The sequence below is a fragment of the Pseudomonas algeriensis genome (assembly GCF_048847255.1).
Classification (GTDB): domain Bacteria; phylum Pseudomonadota; class Gammaproteobacteria; order Pseudomonadales; family Pseudomonadaceae; genus Aquipseudomonas.
In genome coordinates, this window is record NZ_JBKKRK010000002.1 from 233,451 (window position 1) to 255,504 (window position 22,054).

The 22,054-nt window shown below is 60.7% G+C and carries 22 protein-coding genes and 1 pseudogene; 11 read left to right on the top strand and 12 right to left on the bottom strand.

The window, feature by feature from the left end; all coding sequences use genetic code 11:
• Positions 1 to 16: 16 nt before the first annotated feature.
• Together ACLK1G_RS03910 and dapE are read right to left on the bottom strand one after the other, a co-directional pair.
• Positions 17 to 826, bottom strand: coding sequence for a putative RNA methyltransferase (locus tag ACLK1G_RS03910; RefSeq protein ID WP_420764226.1), 810 nt, complete (start codon positions 824 to 826; stop codon positions 17 to 19).
• On the bottom strand, positions 826 to 1,977 hold the full coding sequence (gene dapE / locus ACLK1G_RS03915; protein ID WP_420764227.1) for a succinyl-diaminopimelate desuccinylase: 1,152 nt from the start codon (positions 1,975 to 1,977) through the stop codon (positions 826 to 828). Before dapE ends, ACLK1G_RS03910 begins: the two co-directional genes overlap by 1 nt.
• A 305-nt stretch (positions 1,978 to 2,282) precedes the next feature.
• Here dapE and tcdA point away from each other — a divergent pair, with 305 nt between their 5' ends.
• Complete coding sequence (gene tcdA, locus ACLK1G_RS03920; RefSeq protein ID WP_053182857.1) at positions 2,283 to 3,095, top strand: tRNA cyclic N6-threonylcarbamoyladenosine(37) synthase TcdA; 813 nt, start codon at positions 2,283 to 2,285, stop codon at positions 3,093 to 3,095.
• A gap of 125 nt (positions 3,096 to 3,220) precedes the next feature.
• Here tcdA and ACLK1G_RS03925 read toward each other — a convergent pair whose 3' ends face one another.
• From ACLK1G_RS03925 to ACLK1G_RS03945, 5 genes are all read right to left on the bottom strand, one after another.
• Positions 3,221 to 3,625, bottom strand: a complete 405-nt coding sequence (locus ACLK1G_RS03925) for a SufE family protein (protein WP_420764228.1) — start codon at positions 3,623 to 3,625, stop codon at positions 3,221 to 3,223.
• Positions 3,622 to 4,827: an aminotransferase class V-fold PLP-dependent enzyme gene (locus ACLK1G_RS03930; RefSeq protein ID WP_420764229.1), complete on the bottom strand. Its 1,206-nt coding sequence runs from the start codon at positions 4,825 to 4,827 to the stop codon at positions 3,622 to 3,624. The genes ACLK1G_RS03925 and ACLK1G_RS03930 overlap by 4 nt, the downstream gene beginning before the upstream one ends.
• 73 nt (positions 4,828 to 4,900) lie before the next feature.
• The gene (dapD, locus tag ACLK1G_RS03935; RefSeq protein ID WP_420764230.1) at positions 4,901 to 5,935 is read right to left on the bottom strand and encodes a 2,3,4,5-tetrahydropyridine-2,6-dicarboxylate N-succinyltransferase; all 1,035 of its coding nucleotides are present in this window, start codon (positions 5,933 to 5,935) and stop codon (positions 4,901 to 4,903) included.
• A gap of 32 nt (positions 5,936 to 5,967) precedes the next feature.
• Positions 5,968 to 6,330: an ArsC family reductase gene (locus tag ACLK1G_RS03940; RefSeq protein ID WP_186728925.1), complete on the bottom strand. Its 363-nt coding sequence runs from the start codon at positions 6,328 to 6,330 to the stop codon at positions 5,968 to 5,970.
• Positions 6,331 to 6,660: 330 nt separating this feature from the next.
• A complete protein-coding gene (locus ACLK1G_RS03945; RefSeq protein WP_420764231.1) occupies positions 6,661 to 7,056 on the bottom strand; it encodes a type II toxin-antitoxin system PemK/MazF family toxin in 396 nt (131 codons plus the stop codon).
• A gap of 483 nt (positions 7,057 to 7,539) precedes the next feature.
• Between ACLK1G_RS03945 and ACLK1G_RS03950 the strand changes: the two genes are divergently transcribed.
• On the top strand, positions 7,540 to 7,905 hold the full coding sequence (locus ACLK1G_RS03950) for a DUF6124 family protein (protein WP_420764232.1): 366 nt from the start codon (positions 7,540 to 7,542) through the stop codon (positions 7,903 to 7,905).
• Between the two features lie 240 nt (positions 7,906 to 8,145).
• Here ACLK1G_RS03950 and ACLK1G_RS03955 read toward each other — a convergent pair whose 3' ends face one another.
• Both ACLK1G_RS03955 and ACLK1G_RS03960 read right to left on the bottom strand, forming a co-directional pair.
• Positions 8,146 to 8,448: a Fis family transcriptional regulator gene (locus tag ACLK1G_RS03955; RefSeq protein ID WP_420764233.1), complete on the bottom strand. Its 303-nt coding sequence runs from the start codon at positions 8,446 to 8,448 to the stop codon at positions 8,146 to 8,148.
• Between the two features lie 10 nt (positions 8,449 to 8,458).
• Positions 8,459 to 8,800 carry a type II toxin-antitoxin system RelE/ParE family toxin gene (locus ACLK1G_RS03960; RefSeq protein WP_028237030.1) on the bottom strand — a complete coding sequence of 114 codons (342 nt, stop codon included), beginning with the start codon at positions 8,798 to 8,800 and terminating at the stop codon, positions 8,459 to 8,461.
• Between the two features lie 86 nt (positions 8,801 to 8,886).
• Between ACLK1G_RS03960 and ACLK1G_RS03965 the strand changes: the two are divergent.
• A pseudogene (locus tag ACLK1G_RS03965) lies at positions 8,887 to 9,033 on the top strand (DUF6124 family protein); the annotation flags it as partial.
• Positions 9,034 to 9,296: 263 nt separating this feature from the next.
• Here ACLK1G_RS03965 and dapC read toward each other — a convergent pair.
• From dapC to map, 3 genes are all read right to left on the bottom strand, one after another.
• On the bottom strand, positions 9,297 to 10,496 hold the full coding sequence (gene dapC, locus ACLK1G_RS03970) for a succinyldiaminopimelate transaminase (protein WP_420764234.1): 1,200 nt from the start codon (positions 10,494 to 10,496) through the stop codon (positions 9,297 to 9,299).
• Positions 10,497 to 10,633: 137 nt separating this feature from the next.
• Entirely contained in the window at positions 10,634 to 13,336 is a 2,703-nt protein-coding gene (locus tag ACLK1G_RS03975) for a [protein-PII] uridylyltransferase (protein WP_420764235.1), read from the bottom strand.
• Between the two features lie 44 nt (positions 13,337 to 13,380).
• The gene (gene map, locus ACLK1G_RS03980; protein WP_186705495.1) at positions 13,381 to 14,163 is read right to left on the bottom strand and encodes a type I methionyl aminopeptidase; all 783 of its coding nucleotides are present in this window, start codon (positions 14,161 to 14,163) and stop codon (positions 13,381 to 13,383) included.
• A 375-nt stretch (positions 14,164 to 14,538) separates the two neighbouring features.
• Here map and rpsB point away from each other — a divergent pair, with 375 nt between their 5' ends.
• The 8 genes from rpsB (at position 14,539) to rseP (ending at position 22,018) form a co-directional block, all read left to right on the top strand.
• Entirely contained in the window at positions 14,539 to 15,276 is a 738-nt protein-coding gene (gene rpsB / locus ACLK1G_RS03985) for a 30S ribosomal protein S2 (RefSeq protein ID WP_003198231.1), read from the top strand.
• 195 nt (positions 15,277 to 15,471) lie between these two features.
• Positions 15,472 to 16,338, top strand: a complete 867-nt coding sequence (gene tsf / locus ACLK1G_RS03990) for a translation elongation factor Ts (RefSeq protein WP_072387961.1) — start codon at positions 15,472 to 15,474, stop codon at positions 16,336 to 16,338.
• A gap of 213 nt (positions 16,339 to 16,551) precedes the next feature.
• Positions 16,552 to 17,295 (top strand): UMP kinase, encoded by a 744-nt coding sequence (gene pyrH / locus ACLK1G_RS03995; RefSeq protein ID WP_039591983.1) that lies wholly within the window; start codon positions 16,552 to 16,554, stop codon positions 17,293 to 17,295.
• Positions 17,292 to 17,849, top strand: coding sequence for a ribosome recycling factor (gene frr / locus ACLK1G_RS04000; RefSeq protein WP_420764236.1), 558 nt, complete (start codon positions 17,292 to 17,294; stop codon positions 17,847 to 17,849). Before pyrH ends, frr begins: the two co-directional genes overlap by 4 nt.
• A gap of 13 nt (positions 17,850 to 17,862) precedes the next feature.
• A complete protein-coding gene (gene uppS / locus ACLK1G_RS04005) occupies positions 17,863 to 18,618 on the top strand; it encodes a polyprenyl diphosphate synthase (RefSeq protein WP_420764237.1) in 756 nt (251 codons plus the stop codon).
• Positions 18,618 to 19,424 carry a phosphatidate cytidylyltransferase gene (locus ACLK1G_RS04010; RefSeq protein ID WP_420764238.1) on the top strand — a complete coding sequence of 269 codons (807 nt, stop codon included), beginning with the start codon at positions 18,618 to 18,620 and terminating at the stop codon, positions 19,422 to 19,424. The genes uppS and ACLK1G_RS04010 overlap by 1 nt, the downstream gene beginning before the upstream one ends.
• A complete protein-coding gene (gene ispC, locus ACLK1G_RS04015; RefSeq protein ID WP_420764239.1) occupies positions 19,421 to 20,611 on the top strand; it encodes a 1-deoxy-D-xylulose-5-phosphate reductoisomerase in 1,191 nt (396 codons plus the stop codon). Before ACLK1G_RS04010 ends, ispC begins: the two co-directional genes overlap by 4 nt.
• Before the next feature lie 54 nt (positions 20,612 to 20,665).
• Positions 20,666 to 22,018, top strand: coding sequence for an RIP metalloprotease RseP (rseP, locus tag ACLK1G_RS04020; protein WP_420764240.1), 1,353 nt, complete (start codon positions 20,666 to 20,668; stop codon positions 22,016 to 22,018).
• Positions 22,019 to 22,054 lie beyond the last annotated feature (36 nt).

Here is a 22,054-nt window from a genome sequence, read left to right on the forward strand (position 1 = left end):
AGGGGCCAAAGGTTAATTATTGAACAATGAAATAATCGTAGCGCATCGACACCGTGACTTCGAACGGCTCGGCCTGTTCGATCACGTTGGCGCGGCGCTCGGCGCTGGCGCGCCAGCCGTGGGGCGTCATCGCCAGCAGATTGGCGCGGTCCTGGCCGCTGTCGAGCGTCAGCTTGAATTCCAGGGTTTCGCTGTGATCCAGCGCCATGCCGGGCGGCACCAAGGCCAGGTGCTTGTCGTCCGTGTACTCGCGCACTTCGTCGTACAGGCGCTCGCGCAATTCCATCAGGTGGCCGGCGTTAGGGCCGACTTTCATCAGGCCGCCGCCGGGGCTGAGCAAGCGCTTGGCCTCTTGCCAATCCAGCGGGCTGAACACACTCGCGAGGAACTGGCAGCAGCCATCCGCCAGCGGCACCCGGGCCATGCTGGCGATCAACCAGGTAAGCCGCGGGTTGCGTTTGCAGGCGCGCTTGACCGCTTCGCGGGAGATGTCGAGGGCATAGCCATCGGCGTTGGGCAGGGCATCGGCGATTTGCGCGGTGTAGTAGCCCTCACCACAACCGATGTCGAGCCAACGCCCAGGTGCCCGTTCGGCGGCCAATTCGGCCAGGCGCCGGGCGACCGGGGCGTAGTGCCCGGCGTTGAGAAAGTCGCGGCGAGCTTCGACCATCGCCTGGTTGTCGCCGGGGTCGCGGCTGTTCTTGTGCTGCACCGGCAACAGGTTCAGGTAACCCTGCCGCGCACGGTCGAACCGGTGGCCGGCGGGGCACACGACGCCGTTGTCCACGGCGTTCAGCGGTTCACTGCAGATCGGGCAGGCGAGCATCAGGCGAGCAACTTGATCAGCGTCTTGTAGTAGATATCGGTGAGCACGTCGAGATCAGCCGCCAGCACGCGTTCGTTGACCTGGTGGATGGTCGCGTTGACCGGCCCCAGCTCCACGACTTGCGTGCCCATGGTGGCGATGAATCGACCGTCGGACGTACCGCCGCTGGTGGAGGCTTTCGTCTCGCGGCCCGTCACGTCCTTGATGCTCGACGACACGGCGTCCAGCAGGGCACCCGGCTCGGTGAGGAATGGCAGGCCGGACAAAGCCCAGTCGATGTGCCAGTCCAGCTGATGCTTGTCGAGGATATCGGCGACGCGCTGTTGCAGGCCCTCGACGGTGGATTCAGTGGAGAAGCGGAAATTGAACACCGCTTCCAGATCGCCGGGGATCACGTTGGTCGCGCCGGTGCCAGAGTTCAGGTTGGAGATCTGGAAGCTGGTCGGTGGGAAGAAATCGTTGCCATGGTCCCAGTGCTCGGCGGCGAGTTCGGCCAGGGCCGGCGCGGCCAGGTGGATCGGGTTCTTCGCCAGGTGTGGATAAGCCACGTGACCCTGTTTGCCGCGTACGGTGAGTTTCGCGCCGAGGGAACCGCGACGGCCGTTCTTGACCACATCGCCCACCAGCGTGGTGCTCGACGGCTCGCCGACGATGCACCAGTCCAGGCGCTCCTGGCGGGCCTTGAGGCGTTCGACCACGGCTTTGGTGCCGTGGTGGGCCGGGCCTTCTTCATCGCTGGTGATCAGGAAAGTCAGCGAGCCCTTGTGGTCCGGGTAGTCGGCGACAAACCGCTCGGCCGCCACAACCATCGCCGCCAGGCTGCCTTTCATGTCCGCCGCGCCGCGGCCGCAGAGCATGCCGTGTTCGTCGATGACCGCATTGAACGGGTCGAGCTGCCACGCCTGCACCGGACCGGTCGGCACCACATCGGTGTGGCCGGCGAAGCACAGCACCGGGCCGTCCTGCTTGCCATGGCTGGCCCAGAAGTTATCCACATCCTCGATGCGCATCGGCTCCAGCTTAAAACCGGCGTCGCCCAGGCGCTGCATCATGATTTTCTGGCAATCGGCATCCAACGGCGTCACGGACGGACGGCGGATCAGGTCGATGGCGAGTTGCAGGGTCGGCGAAAGGTCGGCGTGGGCCGTCATGGAAGCTCCGGGAATAATGTGGACGCAAGGCTAGTGCGGGAGCAGGCTGGCTCGCGCAAAATGGCGGTTATCTTATAGCAAAACGACCTTCATGGGCCCCTGGTGCTGGTCGGTTGGAACACAAATCCTGTGGGAGCGAGCCTGCTCGCGATGGCGGTGGATCAGTCGATACTCTATTGACTGGATTGACGCCATCGCGAGCAAGCTCGCTCCCACAAGGGGAAATTGGTGGGATTCAATTCGCGAACAGCTCGAATTGCCACGGCAAAGCCCTATAATGCGCGCCGGTTTTTGGGGTAACGGTCATGAGTACAGAAGATCCACGGTTTGCCGGCATCGCCCGTTTGTATGGCATCGAAGGCCTGGAGCGCCTGCGGGCGGCCCATGTGGCAATTGTCGGCGTTGGCGGCGTCGGATCCTGGGCGGCGGAAGCCATTGCCCGTTGTGGCGTAGGCGAGATTTCGCTGTTCGACTTGGACGACGTCTGCGTCAGCAACGCAAACCGCCAGCTACACGCCCTGGATAGCACCGTCGGCAAGCCCAAGGTCGAGGTGATGGCCGAGCGGCTGCGTGGCATCAACCCCGATTGCACCGTGCATGCAGTCGCGGACTTCGTTACCCGCGACACCATGGCCGAGTACATCACGCCGAACATCGACTGCGTGATCGACTGCATCGACAGCGTCAACGCCAAGGCCGCGCTCATCGCCTGGTGCAAGCGCCGCAAGATCCAGATCATCACCACCGGCGGCGCGGGCGGGCAGATCGACCCGACGCTGATCCAGGTCTGTGACTTGAACCGCACCTTCAATGACCCGCTGGCCTCCAAGGTGCGCTCGACCTTGCGCCGCGACTACGGCTTCTCCCGCACCGTGACCCGCCACTACAGCGTGCCGTGCGTGTTCTCCACCGAACAGCTGCGCTACCCGAAACCGGATGGCAGCATTTGCTTGCAGAAGAGTTTTGTCGGAGACGGCGTCAAGCTCGACTGCGCCGGCGGGTTCGGCGCGGTGATGATGGTCACGGCGACGTTCGGCATGGTCGCGGCGACCAAGGCTGTGGATAAGATTGTCGCGGGCGTGCGCCGGCCGGCGGACAGGGTCAAGCCCGGGGAGTGATGCAGCGCAGTTGACTAAGGGAGTGATGACCTGTGGCGAGGGAGCTTGCTCCCGCTGGGCTGCGCAGCAGACCCATTAATGTGAGCGCTTCGCGCTCAAGCGGGAGCAAGCTCCCTCGCTATAGGTTATTGCGTCAGTTCGCGCATGCGCTTCAACACCGCATTCAATCCATTGCTGCGCGACGGCGATAGCTGCCGCGATAACCCCAACTGATTGAACCAATCCGGCAAATCCACCTGCTGTAACTCGTCAGCGGATAAGCCATTGACCCGCGCGAGCAACAACGCCACCAAGCCACGGATCAATCTCGCATCGCTGTTGGCGGAGAACTGCCAGTGGCCGTCGCGCAACTGCCCCACCAACCACACCTGGCTCTCACAGCCGTGGACAAGGTTGGCGTCGCACTTGTCTGCATCGCTCAATGGCGCCAGGCGATCGCCCCACTGCATCAGCAGGCGGGCCCGCTGTTCCCAACCGGAGGCGTCCAGAAAAACTTGCAGCGCGGCGACCGCATCGGCAGGCAGGTTCATCGCAGCATCTCCAAGGCCTGGTCCAGGGCCTCGAAAAAACGTTCGAGATCGGCGGAGTCGTTGTACAGCGCCAGCGACACCCGAATCGCCCCGGACAGCTTCATATGCCTGAACAGCGGCATTGCGCAGTGATGCCCGGCGCGCACGGCGATGCCTTGCTCGGTCAGCAGGTGCGCCAGGTCGGCATTGTGGATACCGTCGACCACAAAACTGACGAGGGCCAGTTGCGGCTCGCCCACCAGGCGCACGCCGTTGCGCGCCTGCAGGCCGTGAAGCAGATAGTCATGCAGGGCAGTTTCATGATCGATGACCGCCTGCCCGTCGAGGCCGGACAGGTAATCGAGGGTCGCTCCCAGGCCGATCACACTGGCGATAGGCGGCGTCCCGGCTTCGAAACCCAGTGGCGCCGGGCGGAAGGTGGCGCTGTGGTAATCGGCCTGCTGCACCATTTCGCCGCCAAACTGCCAGTGACGCAGTTGGCCAAGCGCTGCGGTGCGGCCAAACAGCACGCCCAAGCCTTCCGGGCCGTACAGCTTGTGACTGGAAAACACATAGAAGTCGCAGCCCAAGGTCTCCACATCATGACGACCATGGACGACGCCTTGGGCGCCATCGATGACCGTCAGCGCACCCTGCGCCTTGGCCATCGCCAGCAATGCCGGCAACGGCTGCCAAGTGCCAAGCACGTTCGACAATTGGCTCACCGCCAACAGGCGCGTGCGAGGGCCGATAAGCTCGGCGGCCGCAGCGCTGTCGATAACGCCGTCGGCGTCCAGTGGCAGTACCACCAGTTTCAACGCGCGGCGCTCGGCCAGTTGCTGCCAGGGCAACAGGTTGGCGTGATGTTCCAGGGCGCTGACGACAATTTCATCGCCTGGGTTGAACAGGTGTTCCAGCCCGTAGGCGAGCAGGTTCAACGCCGAAGTAGCGCCGTGGGTGAATACGATTTGCCCGCAGTCACCCGCGTTGAGCCATTGTGAGACCTTGAGGCGACTGTCTTCGAATGCCTGGGTGGCCAGGGCTCCGGGCAGATGTTGCGCCCGGTGCACGTTGGCCGCGCCGTTGGCGTAGTAATGCGCCAGAGCGTCGAGCAAAGCTTGGGGTTTTTGCGTGGTGGCGGCGTTGTCCAGGTAGGTCTGGCCTTGCCGTTGCAGGGCGGCGATGGCCGGGAAATCGGCACGCCAGGGGGATTGAATCAACATGCTTGCGGGCCCTGCTGGAGTTACGCCGGACCCTGTGGGAGCAAATCTGCTCCCACAGGTGATGGTGTGGAGCTTAGTTGTGCGCGTGCAATGCTTCGTTGAGCTCGATGGCCGACTTGTGGGTCTTGCATTCCACCGCGCCGGTCTCGGAGTTACGGCGGAACAACAGGTCCGGCTGGCCGGCCAGATCGCGGGCCTTGACCACTTTGACCAGCTGGTTGTTCTCATCCAGCAGTGCGACTTTGGTGCCGGCGGTCACGTACAGGCCCGACTCCACGGTGTTGCGGTCGCCCAGCGGGATACCGATGCCGGCGTTGGCGCCGATCAGGCAGCCTTCGCCGACCTTGATCACAATGTTGCCGCCGCCCGAGAGAGTACCCATGGTCGAGCAGCCGCCACCCAGGTCCGAGCCCTTGCCGACGAACACGCCCGCCGAAACACGGCCTTCGATCATGCCCGGGCCTTCGGTGCCGGCGTTGAAATTGACGAAACCTTCGTGCATGACCGTGGTGCCTTCACCCACATAGGCGCCCAGGCGCAGGCGCGCGGCATCGGCGATACGCACGCCGGCCGGGACCACGTAGTCGGTCATTTTCGGGAATTTATCCACCGAGAACACTTCCAGCAACTCGCCGCGCAGGCGGGCTTCGAGCTGGTGCTCGGCCAGTTCGGCCAGGTCGATCGCGCCCTGGCTGGTCCATGCCACGTTTGGCAGCAGCGGGAAGATACCGGCCAGGTTCAGGCCGTGAGGCTTGACCAGACGATGGGACAACAGGTGCAGCTTCAGGTAAGCCTCAGGGGTGGAGCTCAGTTGAGCATCCTCGGCCAACAGGGTGGCGACCAGCGGCTTGTGGCTTTCAGCCAGGCGAGTCAGCAGCTTGGCTTGCGCGGCGTCGACGCTGCGAAGTGCCTCGGCCAGTTGCGAGGCCTGGGCGGTGGTGAATGTGATGGCCTGGTTGCCTTCGCTGTAGCCAAGGATCGGCGCGACGGCTGCCACGATTTCGGCCGACGGGTTGAGCAATGGCTGTGCGTAGAATACTTCCAGCCAGGCGCCTTCACGATTTTGGGTGCCGACGCCGAAGGCCAGGCTGAACAGGGTAGTGGACATGAAATTACCTCTACAAAATGGACTGGGCAGGCTTACTTTATTTCTGCCGCGTAGATATCTGGCTTGAAGCCAATCAGGGTACGGTCACCGAGGTCTAGCACCGGGCGCTTGATCATCGAGGGTTGGGCGAGCATCAGTTCGATGGCTTTCGTCTGGTCGAGATCGGCTTTGCGTTCGTCGTCGAGTTTGCGAAAGGTCGTACCGGCGCGGTTCAACACCACTTGCCAGCCATGCTCGTCGCACCATTGAGTCAGGTGCTCACGGTCGATGCCGGCGGTCTTGTAGTCATGAAAATCGTAGTGCACAGCGTGATCATCGAGCCAGGTGCGCGCCTTTTTCATCGTGTCACAGGCTTTGATGCCGAAAAGGTGCAACGTTTTGCTTGAATCGGTCAAGGAACTGCCCCCTTTGCAGGTGCCGGAAATAAAAGGTGAAGGATTATGCCATGACCGGACGGTTTCGCGGCGGCCCAGGTTGATGTACACCAAAACCTGTGGGAGCGAGCTTGCTCGCGATGGCGGTCTTACACCTAACATTGATGTCGACTGATACACCGCTATCGCGAGCAAGCTCGCTCCCACATGGAGTCGTTGCGACATTGCTACAACGGCCAAGCCCATGCTAGGTGGTTAATATGGCACTTCAACGGCGAGCTGTTGCCGGATGTGTAACGCTTATTGCGTTCGGAGCGAGGTGGAATCTGGAGTCGATCAATAGAGGCTGGGTCAGAGCGGAAGGTAAGCCTTCACGCCGGTGATCACGCCTTGCATGTCTTCAGAGCCCAGGCGAGGAACAAAGTACTCTCGACCCTTGGATCGAGTTTTTCTGTGTAGCTTATCCAGGCGTTCAAAACTCACGGTATAGATCATGTCGCACTTTACCCACAGTTCTTTGTAGCCATCGGACTGGAGGGGATTGGTGCGGAGCAGGTGATGCCAGTCCTGCTGAGTCTGTGGCGTTGTGGAGGAAATCGGCACCACGGTACAGAGCTTGCGACTATGGGTGGCAGTGGGGGAGATCACCACCACCTTGCGGATCTTCAACATTTCAGGCGCAACAAAGCCCCGCGTGAAGTCACAAAGAAGAACATCACCTTGCTTGGGATGGTAAAAAAGAGGCATTCCTTATCCTCATGAAAAAGCAAAGCCGCCCGAAGGCGGCTTCAATCGACACGCAGTTGAGCTTGCTTCGCCCTTTCTGCGCCGCTGGGTCAACCCCCCGAGAGGGACCCAGACTCCTGCCAGCTCTCGCTGGTGACGGGGTCGATTATGGCTACCGGCGATAGCGAATTCAAGCCAGTTTGAACCCTCGTAACAGGGTTAAATGAGGTCTGTCGGTTTACAACATCAGCGAAATCAAAGGCTTGGCGTTCGCGGTACGTTTTATGTCTTTTCTTGTCTGAGCAGATAGATCGTGGTCTGTCAGACGCGCCGAAGTTTCCGACACGTTTTTAAGGTTGTCCGTCGGAAGCGAGGGCTCTAGCCTCTGGGTGTCGCTGCCAATTCAGCGGTCGGACGTGAGAATCCGAACATCTCTAGGAGCACGGAGTTCTGCACTACCGAAATGCAGGGCTTTACATACTCCAGCTCTAGGGAGCAATTTCGATGGTCAAGAAAGAAACTCAGAACGCACCAAAACCCGCATCCACTTTCCCCTACGGCGATTACGCCCCCGAAAAGCTGCAGGAAGCCGCTAACCGTGTGCTGGATCAATGCCTCAAACCTGATGACGACAGCGAGCCAGAACCCAAGCCCTCAGTGCAGTTGTTCACTGTGGCTGAAGGTATCGACACCGAAGTGTTGCTGGCCAACCTCTGCGAAACCCTGGCTTCGGCCAATGCAATGCTCAACGACCTTGCCTTCGATCAGGACGGCTCGCGACGGCATGTAGCGTTGGGGGTGGCGCAGATGATTGAGTTGGGGATGTTGTTGGCGAACAGGTGCCTGGATCGGGTAGAGCTTCGGACTTGATGTAATAAGTGCCGGCCTCTTCGCGAGCAGGCTCGCTCCCACAGGGTATGTGGTGTCAACAAATATGAGGTCTACATCAAACCCCTGTGGCGAGGGAGCTTGCTCCCGCTGGGCCGGGCTGGCGCTCCAGCGCGAAGCGGCCCTGAAACCGGGCAGCGCGGTATGTCAGGCAGATTGAGTTGGCTGCTTTGGGGCTGCTACGCAGCCCAGCGGGAGCAAGCTCCCTCGCCACAACAGCTGTTATGCGTGGGTTTCTTCCTGCTCAGGCACCAGCCGTACTTCCACCCTCTGACCCAACGCACGCGCTGCGCTGGCAAGTGTTGCCAGCGTCATCCCCGCATCGTTCTGATCCAGCGCACGATCAACAGCAGTGCGACTGGTGTGCATCCGCTGTGCCAAGGCCTTTTTGGTCACTTTCTGAAGCTTCATTGCTTCGGCAATCTGCCAGGCAATAACGCGTTTGAGCGCAGCTGCGGAAACTTCTTCGGCGATACCTTGCTCGGCGAGGAAGTCGTCAAAATCAGATCCGATGTGTTTGTTCATTTGCTGTGCCTCATAGTCTTGCTTTGCGTTGCTTGGCGGTTGCCATGTCGGTGGTTGGCGTTTTTTGACTTTTCTTTATGAAAGCGTGGAGCAGAACCATGTCAGAGCCCACCACAGTGAAGAGAACGCGGGCGATGGTATCCCCAAGGTCAATCCTGACCTCCCATAGCCCAGTGTCCAGCTTGCGAACCACCGGCATACCTATAGGCCAACCAATCTGAACGGTTTTGATGTCAGTTCCGATCATCCGTCTATGCTCGCGAGGCAGGTCAGTCAGCCATTCGCGAACAGGCTCATTCCCGGCGTCGGTGCGGAAGAAACGTACGTTCAGTATGGGGGCAATATCAACCATGAATGGGAGTGTACCGAAATAGGTGCATTTCACAAGTCCGGTTGCTACTGTGAATGTCTACAGAATCCTGCGATTGCGGGCATCTCCTGGCCTCGGCCTATGCAGTACTCAGCAACCTGACGTTTGACCTGGACGGCTCGCGACGGCATGTAGCGTTGGGGGTGGCGCAGATGATTGAGTTGGGGATGTTGTTGGCGAACAAGTGCCTGGATCGGGTAGAGCTTCGGATTTGATGTAATAAGTGCTGGCCTCTTCGCGAGCAGGCTCGCTCCCACAGGGTATGTGGTGTCAACAAATATGAGGTCTACATCAAACCCCTGTGGCGAGGGAGCTTGCTCCCGCTGGGCCCGGCTGGCGCTCCAGCGCGAAGCGGCCCTGAAACCGGGCAGCGCGGTATGTCAGGCAGATTGAGTTGACTGCTTTGGGGCTGCTACGCAGCCCGGCGGGAGCAAGCTCCCTCGCCACAACAGCGGTCCGCTTCAGTGCGATACAGCCATCAACCCCGGCGCTGGATAAACGCTCGGATCCGCTCCGCCGCTTCCACGCATTCGGCCAATGGCGCAACCAGGGCCATGCGCACGCGGCCGGCGCCTGGGTTGACGCCGTCCACGTCGCGGGACAGGTACGAGCCTGGCACGACGGTTACGTGTTCCTGTTCGAACAAGTCGCGGCAGAAGGCGGCATCATCGCCCGCTACGTTCGGCCACAGGTAGAAGCTGCCATCGGGGCGTTGTACGTCCAGCACCGGGCTGAGGATTTCCAGCACGGCGTCGAATTTTTCCCGGTACAGGGCGCGGTTGGCTCGCACGTGCTCTTCGTCGTTCCACGCGGCGATGCTCGCCAGTTGGGTCTGAACCGGCATCGCGCAGCCATGATAGGTGCGGTACAGCAAAAAGCCCTTGAGGATATCGGCGTCGCCGGCCACGAAACCGGAGCGCAGACCGGGCAGGTTGGAGCGCTTGGAGAGGCTGTGGAACACCACGCAGCGCTTGAAGTCCTTGCGGCCCAGTTCGGCGCAGGCGGTCAGCAGGCCTGGCGGTGGGGTTTGTTCGTCGAAGTAGAGTTCGCTGTAGCACTCGTCCGAGGCGATGACGAAGTCATATTCATCCGCCAGGGCGATGAGTTTCTTCAGCACATCCACCGGGATCAGCGCGCCAGTCGGGTTGCCGGGGGAGCACAGGAACAGGATCTGGCAACGTTTCCAGACGTCTGGCGAGACGGCATCGAAATCTGGATTGAAGCCGTTCGTGTCCAGGCACGGCAGGTAATGCGGCTTGGCCCCGGCCAGGAACGCCGCGCCTTCGTAGATCTGGTAGAACGGGTTCGGGCTCACCACCAGGGCGTCGTCGCCACGGTTGACCACGGTCTGGGTGAAGGCGAACAGGGCTTCGCGGGTGCCATTGACCGGCAGCACATGGCGCGCCGGATCGAGCCAGCCGTTCGGCACGTTGAAGCGGCGCTCGCACCAGCCGGTGATGGCTTCACGCAGTTCCGGGATGCCGAGTGTGGTCGGGTACACCGCCATTTTTTCCAGATTGCTGGCCAGCGCCTCGGCCACGAAGCTTGGCGAGCGATGCTTGGGCTCGCCGATGGACAACGCGATCGGGCGCTTGTCTGGGTTCGGCGTGACGCTGCCGAGCAGGGCGCGGAGTTTTTCGAACGGGTACGGCTGGAGCTGGTTCAAAGCGTTGTTCATCGGGGGCCTCGTTCAATGTGGGCACTGCCCCTGTGGGAGCGAGCCTGCTCGCGAATACGGTGTGTCAGTCGACAAAACCATTGACTGACCCGTCGATTTCGCGAGCCGGCTCGCTCCCACACGGGGAAATTTTTCGTTCAGATGCTGATCCGTGTCAGGTGGGCATCAGGTTCCTGGTTGACGCTCAAGTGCTGGACGATCGCTTCCTGCAAGCGGCTGCAAAGCTGCGGATCGGACAACGGCTGGTTGTGGGCGTCGGTGATGAAGAAAACGTCTTCCACCCGCTCGCCGAGCGTGGCGATCTTGGCGTTCTGCAGCGACAGGTCGAATTCCAGGAAAATATGGCCGACTCGCGCCAGCAGGCCCGGGCGATCCGGTGCGCTGAGCTCCAACACGGTGACCTGACGCTGGGCGTCGTTGTGGATCGTCACTTGTGGTGCAAAGGCAAAATGCTTGAGCTGGCGGGGCACGCGTCGCTGGATGATGGTCGGATAGTCCGCCGGGTTGCGTAGAGCGTCGGTGAGTCCGTCGCGAATCTGCTTGACCCGCGCCGGGTTGTCGCCAATAGAGTCGCCGTCAGTGTCGAGCACGATATAGGTGTCGAGGGTGAACTGGCTGGTGGACGTAATGACCCGAGCGTCATGGATGTTGAGATTGAGCTGGTCCATCGCCGCCACCGTCACCGCGAAGAAGTCGTGCTGGTCCGGCGCATAGATGAAGATCTGCGTGCCGCCCTCGAACTCGCGCTGGGTGGTTTCCTTGATCAACACCAGCGGCCCGCCATCGGCCGGTTGCTGCAGGATCGCGTCGCTGTGCCAGGCCACGTCGCCGGCGGTATGGCGCAGGAAATAATCATCACCCAATTGCGACCAGAGCTGCTCGACGTCGTCCGGATCGGTGCCCCCGCGCACCAGGATATCCAAGGCCGCGCTTTGGGTGCGGCGGATCTGCTCTTCGCGGTCCACGGGGTTTTCCAGGCCACGGCGCAAGGCGCGCTTGGTCTCGGTGTAGAGCTGGCGCAACAGGCTGGCGCGCCAAGAGTTCCACAGGGTCGGGTTGGTGGCGTTGATGTCGGCAACGGTCAGCACGTAGAGGTAATCCAGGCGGGTTTCGTCGCCAACGGCCTGGGCGAAGTCATGGATCACCTGCGGGTCGGACAGGTCCTTGCGCTGGGCGGTGGTGGACATCACCAGGTGGTTCTGCACCAGCCAGACGATCAGCCGGCTGTCCCAAGTTGGCAGTTGGTGCCGCTGGCAAAAAGCCTCGGCATCCACCGCGCCAATCTCGGAATGGTCGCCCTGGCGGCCCTTGCCGATGTCGTGATACAGCCCCGCCATGTAGATCAGCTCGGGCTTGGGCAGCTTGGCCATGAGCTTGCTGGCCAGCGGAAATTTCTCCGACACCTGGGTGTACTGCAGCTTACGCAGATGCTTGATCAGGTTCAGGGTGTGGGCGTCGACCGTGTAGATGTGGAACAGGTCGTGTTGCATCTGCCCGACGATGTAGCCGAACTCCGGCAGGTAGCGCCCCAGGATCCCGTAGCGGTTCATGCGTCGCAGGTTGCGGTGCACGCCGATCTTGCACTTGAACAGTTCGATGAACAGGCTGGTGTTGCGGATATCGTGGCGGAAATCATCGTCGATCAGGTGCCGGTTTTCCCGCAGCAGGCGAATGGTATCGGCGCGCACGCCCTTGATTTCCGGTTGCTGGGCCATGAGCACGAAAATCTCGAGCATGGCGAACGGGGTGCGGCGGAACACATTGGCATTGCGCGCTTCGATGTAGCCGTCGTGCAGTTGGAAACGCGAGTTGATCGGCTGCGGCGGCTCCTCGTCCTCGGGGGCGAGGATGACCTCTTCGAAGTGCTGGATGATCAGTTCGCTGAGCTGGGCGATGCTCATCACGACACGGTAGTACTGCTGCATGAAGTTTTCGATGGACTGCTTGGCATCCTGTCCTTCGAAACCCAGCAGGCCGGCAATGGAGCGCTGATGATCGAACAGCAAGCGGTCCTCGGAGCGTCCGGCGAGCATGTGCAGGGCGTAGCGGACCTTCCATAAGAATTCCTGGGACGATGCCAGCAAGGCGTTCTCGCTTTCCACCAGGAAACCTTCGCCGGCCAGGGCTCGCAGGTTCAGCGTGCCGTACTGACGGCGGGCGACCCACAGGATCGTCTGGATGTCACGCAGCCCGCCGGGCGAGCCCTTGACGTTGGGCTCCAGGTTGTATTCGGTGTCGTTGTACTTGTGGTGCCGGGCCTTCTGCTCGGCATGCTTGGCCAGGAAAAAGTCTTTGCTGGGCCACATGTGCGCGGTGCTGGTCACATCCAGCATGCGCTGGCGCAGGCGCTCGGGGCCGGCGATGGTGCGGCTTTCCATCAGGTTGGTGATCACCGTCAGGTCGGCGCGGGCCTCGTCGGCGCATTCCTGCACAGAGCGCACGCTTTGGCCGACTTCCAGGCCAATGTCCCACAGCAGCGTCAGGAAGCGCTCGATGGAATCGCGGAAAATCTCGTGGTCCGCGCTTTCCAAAAGGATCAGCAGATCAATGTCGGAATAGGGGTGCAGTTCGCCACGCCCGTAGCCGCCCACCGCCACCAGGGCGATATCGGTATCCTCGCTCCAGTTGAACTGGTCCCAGGCCTTTTGCAGGATGTTGTCGACGAACCAGGCGCGGTCTTCGATCAACCGGCGGATATCGCGGCCACTGCGAAAGCGCTGGTCGAGCACTTCGTGGGCCTGGCGGATCGCCTTCTTGAACGCCGAAATGGGGCTTGCCTTCAGGGCCAGTTCAGCCTGGAACTGGCCGCGGTCGAAGAGTTCGGGGTCCACCTGCGGCATCGAATGACTTTCCTTTCTATCTATATCTATAGGCTGGGTACGGGTCAGGCGGAAACGCGCGCGATGGTGTCATCGCTGCGCAGGGTAAAGATTTCGTAGCCGGTCTCGGTGACGAGCAGCGTGTGCTCCCATTGCGCCGACAACTTGCGGTCCTTGGTGATGGCGGTCCAGCCGTCGCCCAGTACCTTGGTGTCGGCGCGGCCCTGGTTGATCATCGGCTCGATGGTGAAGGTCATGCCCGCCTGCAGTTCCATGCCGGTGCCGGCGCGGCCGTAATGCAGGATCTGCGGTTCTTCATGGAACACCTTGCCGATGCCGTGGCCGCAGAACTCGCGCACCACCGAGAAACCGTTCTTCTGCGCGTGCTTCTGGATCACTTCGCCGATGTCGCCCAGGCGGCAGCCCGGTTTCACCAGTTCGATGGCCATGTACATGCATTCCTGGGTGACCTTGGACAGGCGTTCGGCCCACTCCGGTACGTTGCCGACATGGAACATCCGGCTGGTATCGCCATGGTAGCCATCCTTGATGACAGTGACGTCGATGTTCAGGGTATCGCCGTCCTTCAATGGTTTCTCATTGGGGATGCCATGGCAGACCACATGGTTGATCGAGGTACAGATCGACTTCGGAAAGCCTTTATAGTTGAGCGGGGCAGGGATGGCTTTCTGCTCGTTGACGATATAGTCGTGGCAGATGCGGTCCAGCTCTTCAGTGGTAACGCCCGGCTTGACGTAGTCGGCGATCATCTCCAGCACTTCGGCGGCGAGTTTGCCGGCGACACGCATTTTAGCGATGTCCTCGGGAGTCTTGAGGGTAACGGTCATACAGGCTCTCTCTGCGCCCGACGGCGCTGTTCAAAACGAAATGGGCGGTGGATGATGATCCATGCGGCCCTGAAAGAGGCGATTCTAACAGACGATCAGCGCAAATCCCCGTCCACATGCATCGCTTCTCTCTATAGGGGTGTGCATCCATGGCCCATGAAAGGGCTGTGGGAAGGGGGCTTCACCGGGATTTCAGAATCCGTGTTCCGTTTTCGCCCTTGCTGTGGTATAAAATGCGCCGCTTTCCGGGGATGACCCCGTAAGCTTAAATCCACACACGTGTCGACACGATGACCTGGGTGCCTTCGGCTTTCACCGCCGCTGGTTGGTCATTGGGATACGTGGAGGCCAAACCCGACTTATCAAGGAACTATCATGTCCCAAGTCAACATGCGCGATATGCTGAAGGCCGGTGTGCACTTCGGCCACCAGACCCGTTACTGGAACCCGAAAATGGGCAAGTACATTTTCGGCGCGCGCAACAAGATCCACATCATCAACCTTGAAAAAACCCTGCCGATGTTCAACGAAGCACTGACCTTCGTAGAGCGCCTGGCCCAGGGCAAAAACAAGATTCTGTTCGTCGGCACCAAGCGTTCCGCCGGCAAGATCGTTGCTGAAGAAGCAGCACGTTGCGGTTCGCCGTACGTCGATCACCGCTGGTTGGGCGGCATGCTGACCAACTTCAAGACCATCCGCGCTTCCATCAAGCGTCTGCGTGACCTTGAAGTCCAGTCCGAAGACGGTACTTTCGCCAAGCTGACCAAGAAAGAAGCGCTGATGCGCACTCGCGATCTTGAGAAGCTGGACCGCTCCCTGGGCGGTATCAAGGACATGGGCGGTCTGCCTGACGCACTGTTCGTGATCGACGTTGACCACGAGCGCATCGCGATCACCGAAGCCAACAAGCTGGGTATCCCGGTCATCGGCGTTGTCGATACCAACAGCAGCCCGGAAGGCGTTGACTACATCATCCCAGGCAACGATGACGCCATCCGCGCCATCCAGCTGTACATGGGTTCGATGGCTGACGCTGTTATCCGTGGTCGCAACAACGTTAATGGCGGCACCGAAGTCTTCGCTGAAGAAGCTCCGGCGGCAGCCGCTGAGTAATTGACGCCCTGGCGTTGACTCAGTAAGCAAAAAGGGGGCTTGGCCCCCTTTTTGCCACCTCGAAAACCACTTGTCGCAAGCGCAGCTACCTGTTTGTAACCTGCAGCGATCTATAAACAGTGGTTTTTCCAGGAAGAATTGATCGCCCGTTCGGTCGGGTGGAATGGTTGAAAACCTATCCAAGAGGATTTTGAAATGGCAGAGATTACTGCAGCGTTGGTCAAAGAACTGCGCGAGCGTACCGGCGAAGGCATGATGGATTGCAAGAAAGCCTTGACCAAGGCTGGCGGCGACATCGAGAAAGCCATTGATGACATGCGCGCTTCGGGCGCCATCAAGGCTGCCAAGAAAGCTGGCAACGTTGCCGCTGAAGGCGCCATCGCCATCAAGGACGACGGTAAAGCCGCCGTTCTGCTGGAAGTCAACTCCCAGACCGACTTCCTGGCTCTGCAGGATGACTTCAAGGCATTCGTCGCTGCCAGCGTCGAAAAAGCTTTCGCTGACAAACTGACCGACGCAGCTCCGCTGATCGAAGCTCAGGAAGAAGCCCGCCTGGTCCTGGTTGGCAAGACCGGCGAAAACGTCAACATCCGTCGCCTGGTTCGCGTTGAAGGTGATGTGGTTGGTACCTACCTGCACGGCAACAAGATTGGTGTTGCAGTTGTCCTGAAGGGCGGCGATACCGAGCTGGCGAAAGACATCGCCATGCACGTGGCTGCAACCAACCCTGAGTTCCTGCTGCCTTCGGACGTTTCGGCTGAAGCGATCGAGCGCGAGAAGGGTGTTTTCCTGCAGCTGAACGAAGAGAAGCTGAAAGGCAAGCCTGCTGAAATCGCTGAAAAAATGGTCAGCGGCCGTATTTCCAAATTCCTGGCCGAAGCCAGCCTGGTTGAGCAGGCGTTCGTCAAGAACCCGGAAATCAAGGTCGGCGACCTGGCGAAGAAAGCCGGCGCTGAAATCGTTTCGTTCACCTACTTCAAAGTAGGCGAAGGCATCGAGAAGCCGGTCGACAACTTCGCTGAAGAAGTTGCTGCCCAGGTAGCTGCTGCCAGCAAGCAATAAGACGGTTCAACGACTGTCGCCCAGAAGAGGCTGCCCGCTCACGCGCGCAGCCTCTTTTTGGATGAGGATGCCGATTTATATTGGTTTCCTGTCGGAACTGGCTTACAAAGCCGTGTTCCGATGGCGCTGTGTCAGCGTCAAGCTAGAGTGAACGAGGCTGCAAACAGCCCGTTAAGAATTTTTTGAGAAAATACGCCGCAGGAGAGATTCGCAATGGCTCAGCAGGGCAGTGGTTATCAGGCTCGCTATAAACGCATTCTACTCAAGCTTAGCGGCGAGGCCCTGATGGGCTCGGAAGAGTTCGGGATCGATCCGAAAGTGCTGGACCGCATGGCCCTGGAAGTTGGCCAGTTGGTCGGGATCGGCGTACAGGTCGGCCTGGTCATCGGTGGCGGCAACCTGTTCCGTGGTGCTGCGCTGAGCGCGGCGGGCATGGATCGGGTCACGGGCGACCACATGGGCATGCTGGCCACTGTGATGAACGCTCTGGCTATGCGCGACGCGCTGGAGCGTGCCAATATCTCGGCCATCGTGATGTCGGCCATTTCCATGGTTGGCGTGACCGATCACTACGATCGCCGCAAGGCCATGCGCCACCTCAACTCCAAGGAAGTGGTGATCTTTGCCGCCGGTACCGGTAATCCGTTCTTCACCACGGATTCGGCCGCGTGCCTGCGAGCGATCGAAATCGATGCCGATGTCGTGCTCAAGGCAACCAAGGTAGATGGCGTGTACACCGCTGACCCGTTCAAAGACCCGCATGCCGAGAAGTTCGATCATCTGACCTACGATGAAGTGCTGGATCGCAAGCTGGGTGTAATGGATCTGACGGCTATCTGCCTGTGCCGCGACCACAAGATGCCGCTGCGCGTTTTCAACATGAACAAACCCGGTGCCCTGCTGAACATCGTCCATGGCGGCGCCGAAGGAACACTGATCGAGGAAGGCAAGCAATGATCAACGAAATCAAGAAAGACGCTGAAGAGCGCATGAAGAAATCCTTGGACTCCCTGAGCCACGCATTCGGTCAGATTCGTACCGGCAAGGCTCACCCGAGCATCCTCGGCAGCGTCATGGTGCCTTACTACGGCACTGACACACCGCTGAGCAGCGTTGCCAACGTCACCGTGAAAGATTCGCGCACCCTGCAGGTCGTGGCTTTCGAGCGCAACATGCTCGCTGCTGTAGACAAGGCGATCCAGAGCGCCGGTCTGAACCTCAACCCAACTAACCTGGGTGAGCTGCTGCTGATCCCGATGCCGGCCCTCACCGAGGAAACGCGCAAAGGCTTTACCAAACAGGCCCGTAGCGCTGCGGAAGACGCGCGTGTTGCCGTGCGCAACATCCGTCGTGACGCGTTGGGTGAGCTGAAGAAGCTGGTCAAGGATAAGGAAATCAGTGAAGACGAAGAGCGTCGTGCCATCGCTGATATCGATAAGCTGACCAAAGAATCCGAGGCCCAGATCACCAAGGCCACGGACGAGAAAGAAAAAGACCTGATGGCCGTATAAGGGTCTCGTTTTAATGGATAAGACCAAGCAGGCCGTGCCGTCCGCGGTGCCGCGCCACGTGGCGATCATCATGGACGGCAATAACCGCTGGGCCAAGAAACGCTTTATGCCCGGCGTCGCCGGGCATAAAGCCGGGGTTGATGCGGTCCGTGCAGTCATCGAGGTGTGTGCCGAGGCTGGGGTCGAGGTGCTCACCCTGTTCGCCTTCTCCAGCGAGAACTGGCAGCGTCCGGCCGATGAGGTCAGTGCCTTGATGGACCTGTTCCTCAAGGCCTTGCGACGTGAAGCCAAGCGCCTGGACGAAAACAAGATCAGCTTGCGGATCATCGGCGATCGTTCACGTTTTCATCCTGAGCTGCAGGCGGCAATGCGCGAGGCTGAGTCAGCCACGGCTGGCGCCGATCGGTTTGTCCTGCAAATCGCCGCCAATTATGGCGGCCAATGGGATATTGCCCAGGCCGCCCAGCGGCTGGCGCGGGAGGTTCAGGCCGGTCATTTGCGGCCAGAGGACATCACTGCCGACCTGTTGCAAACGTGCCTGGCGACCGGCGACCTGCCGCTGCCGGACTTGTGCATCCGCACCGGTGGCGAACACCGCATCAGCAATTTCCTGCTGTGGCAGCTGGCTTACGCCGAGCTGTACTTCTCCGACCTGTTCTGGCCGGACTTCAAACACGAAGCCATGCGCACCGCGTTGGCCGATTTCGCTTCCCGTCAGCGTCGTTTCGGTAAAACGAGCGAGCAGATCGAAGCTGGAGCCCGGGTTTAATGCTAAAACAAAGAATCATCACAGCCTTGATCCTGTTGCCCATCGCCTTGGGTGGTTTTTTCCTGTTGGAAGGTGCGGGCTTCGCCCTGTTCATCGGCCTGGTCGTGACGTTGGGCGCTTGGGAATGGGCGCGGCTGGCGGGTTTTGCCTCTCAATCGGCGCGCGTGACCTACGCGGCGGCGGTAGCGGCCATGTTGTTCATCATGTATGTGGTGCCTGGTATCGCGCCCTGGGTACTGGGAGCGGCGGTGCTCTGGTGGGCAACCGCGACGTTCCTGGTCTTGACCTATCCGCGTACCACGCACCATTGGTCCAATGCCGCGACCAAGCTGGTGATAGGGCTGCTGATCCTGTTGCCGGCCTGGCAAGGGCTGATCTGGATCAAGCAGGGGCCTCTGGGCAACTGGCAGATCATGGCCGTGATGGTGCTGGTGTGGGGCGCCGATGTCGGAGCCTATTTTTCTGGTCGTGCCTTCGGCAAGCGCAAGCTGGCGCCTAAGGTCAGTCCTGGCAAGAGCTGGGAAGGCGTCTATGGCGGCCTTGCCTTGAGCCTGGTCATCACGGCGGTGGTCGGCTTCGTGCGAGACTGGACCGTCGCGCAACTGTTGATGGGGTTGTTCGGCGCAGCCCTCATCGTGTTTGTCTCGGTGGTCGGCGACTTGACCGAAAGCATGTTCAAGCGCCAGTCCGGGATCAAGGACAGCAGTAACCTGCTGCCGGGCCACGGCGGCGTACTGGATCGTATCGACAGCCTGACTGCCGCGATTCCTGTCTTCGCCGTTCTGCTCTGGATGGCCGCGTCGTGAGTCGTGCACAGCAGATCACTGTGCTGGGCGCTACGGGTTCGATCGGCCTCAGCACGCTGGACGTCATTGGCCGGCACCCTGAGCGCTACCAGGTGTTCGCCCTCAGTGGTTTCACGCGCTTGAGCGAGTTGCTGGCGCTGTGCATTCGCCACGCGCCACGGTTTGCCGTGGTGCCCGAGGCTGGCGTGGCGAGCGCGCTGCAAGACGACCTGCGGGCCGCGGGGCTGCAAACCCGGGTGCTCGTGGGGGAAGAGGGTCTTTGCCAGGTGGCCTCCGATCCGGAAGTCGACGCCGTGATGGCGGCGATCGTGGGTGCGGCGGGGCTGCGCCCGACCTTGGCGGCGGTGGAGGCTGGCAAGAAAATTCTGCTGGCCAATAAAGAGGCGCTGGTGATGTCTGGCGCGCTGTTCATGCAAGCGGTGCGCAAAAGCGGCTCGGTACTGTTGCCGATCGACAGCGAACACAACGCGATTTTCCAATGCATGCCGCAGGACTTTTCCCGTGGCCTGGGGACAGTGGGCGTCCGGAGGATTCTTCTGACGGCGTCCGGTGGTCCGTTCCGGCAGACACCGCTGGAAGAATTGGTGCATGTTTCACCCGAGCAGGCCTGCGCTCATCCGAACTGGTCCATGGGGCGCAAGATTTCCGTGGATTCAGCCAGCATGATGAACAAAGGGTTGGAGTTGATCGAGGCCTGCTGGCTGTTCGACGCCAAGCCGTCGCAGGTAGAAGTGGTGATCCACCCGCAGAGCGTGATCCACTCCCTCGTCGACTACGTCGATGGTTCGGTGCTGGCCCAGTTGGGCAACCCGGACATGCGCACGCCGATCGCCAACGCGTTGGCCTGGCCGGAGCGGATTGATTCGGGAGTGGCGCCGCTGGACCTGTTCGCGATCGCGCGCCTGGATTTCCAGGCGCCCGATGAACAGCGCTTTCCCTGCCTGCGCCTGGCGCGGCAGGCGGCCGAGGTGGGCGACAGCGCGCCGGCCATGCTTAATGCCGCTAACGAAGTGGCGGTTGCAGCGTTTCTCGATGGGCGTGTCCGTTACCTCGAGATCGCGAGTATCATCGAGGAAGTCTTGAACCTCGAGGCCGTGGTCTCCCTCGATGACCTCGACGCGGTATTTACCGTGGATGCCAGGGCTCGCCAGTTGGCGGGCCAGTGGTTGAGCCGCCACGGGCGTTGAGGCTGTGCGGTACGTTAGCCAGGGTTGTCCTGGGCAGGATTGTGGAGAAAACAGATGAGCGCGCTCTATATGATCGTCGGCACCCTGGTTGCGCTGGGTGTGCTGGTCACTTTTCACGAATTCGGCCATTTCTGGGTCGCGCGTCGCTGTGGCGTCAAGGTCCTGCGTTTTTCCGTCGGCTTCGGCATGCCCCTGCTACGCTGGCACGACAAGCAGGGCACTGAATTCGTTGTCGCGGCCATCCCCCTGGGCGGCTACGTGAAGATGCTCGACGAGCGCGAGGGTGAAGTTCCTCTCGACCAGCTCGACCAATCCTTCAATCGCAAGACCGTTCGTCAGCGCATCGCCATCGTGGCGGCGGGGCCGATCGCCAACTTCCTGCTGGCCCTGGTGTTTTTCTGGGCGCTGGCCATGCTGGGCAGCGAGCAGGTGCGCCCTGTCATTGGCGCGGTCGAGGCGGGGAGCGTTGCGGCGCGCGCCGGGTTGGGCGCGGGCCAGGAAATCGTGGCCATCGATGGCGAGCCAACATCAGGCTGGGCCGCCGTCAATCTGCAATTGGTGCGTCGCCTGGGTGAGAGCGGTTCCCTGCAGATGATCGTTCGCGAGGAGGGATCCACCGCGGACTCGCCCCGGGAGCTGGTACTCGATAATTGGCTCAAGGGTGCCGACGAGCCTGATCCGATCCGCTCCCTCGGGATCCGTCCATGGCGTCCCGCGCTGGCGCCTGTCCTCGCCGAACTCGACCCGAAAGGCCCGGCACATGCCGCGGGCCTGAAGACCGGTGACCGTTTGCTCGCGTTCGATGGGCGGGCGGTCAGCGACTGGCAGCAGGTGGTCGACTCGGTTCGTGTCCGTCCTGATGCCAAAATATTGCTGAGCGTGGAGCGCGACGGCGCCACGATTGATGTTCCCGTGACGTTGGCCGCCCGTGGCGAAGCCAAAGCGCCGACGGGTTACCTGGGGGCCGGGGTCAAGGCGGTCGACTGGCCACCGGAGATGGTTCGAGAGGTCAGCTTCGGCCCTGTCGCGGCAATTGGCGAGGGCGCGCGGCGTACTTGGACCATGAGTGTCCTGACCCTCGACTCGCTGAAGAAAATGTTGTTCGGCGAGCTCTCGGTAAAAAACTTGAGTGGACCGATAACCATTGCTAAAGTGGCGGGCGCTTCTGCCCAGTCGGGCGTCGCTGATTTCCTGAATTTCCTTGCTTATCTGAGCATTAGCCTGGGGGTTCTGAATTTGCTGCCCATCCCGGTACTGGATGGGGGGCATCTGCTGTTTTATCTGATCGAGTGGGCGCGTGGTCGTCCCTTGTCGGATAGGGTGCAAGGTTGGGGGATACAGATCGGTATCAGCTTGGTGGTCGGGGTGATGTTGCTTGCCTTGGTCAACGATCTGGGTCGTCTGTAACGCTTCGCTGAATTGCGAATCTGCCGCATTTTGCGG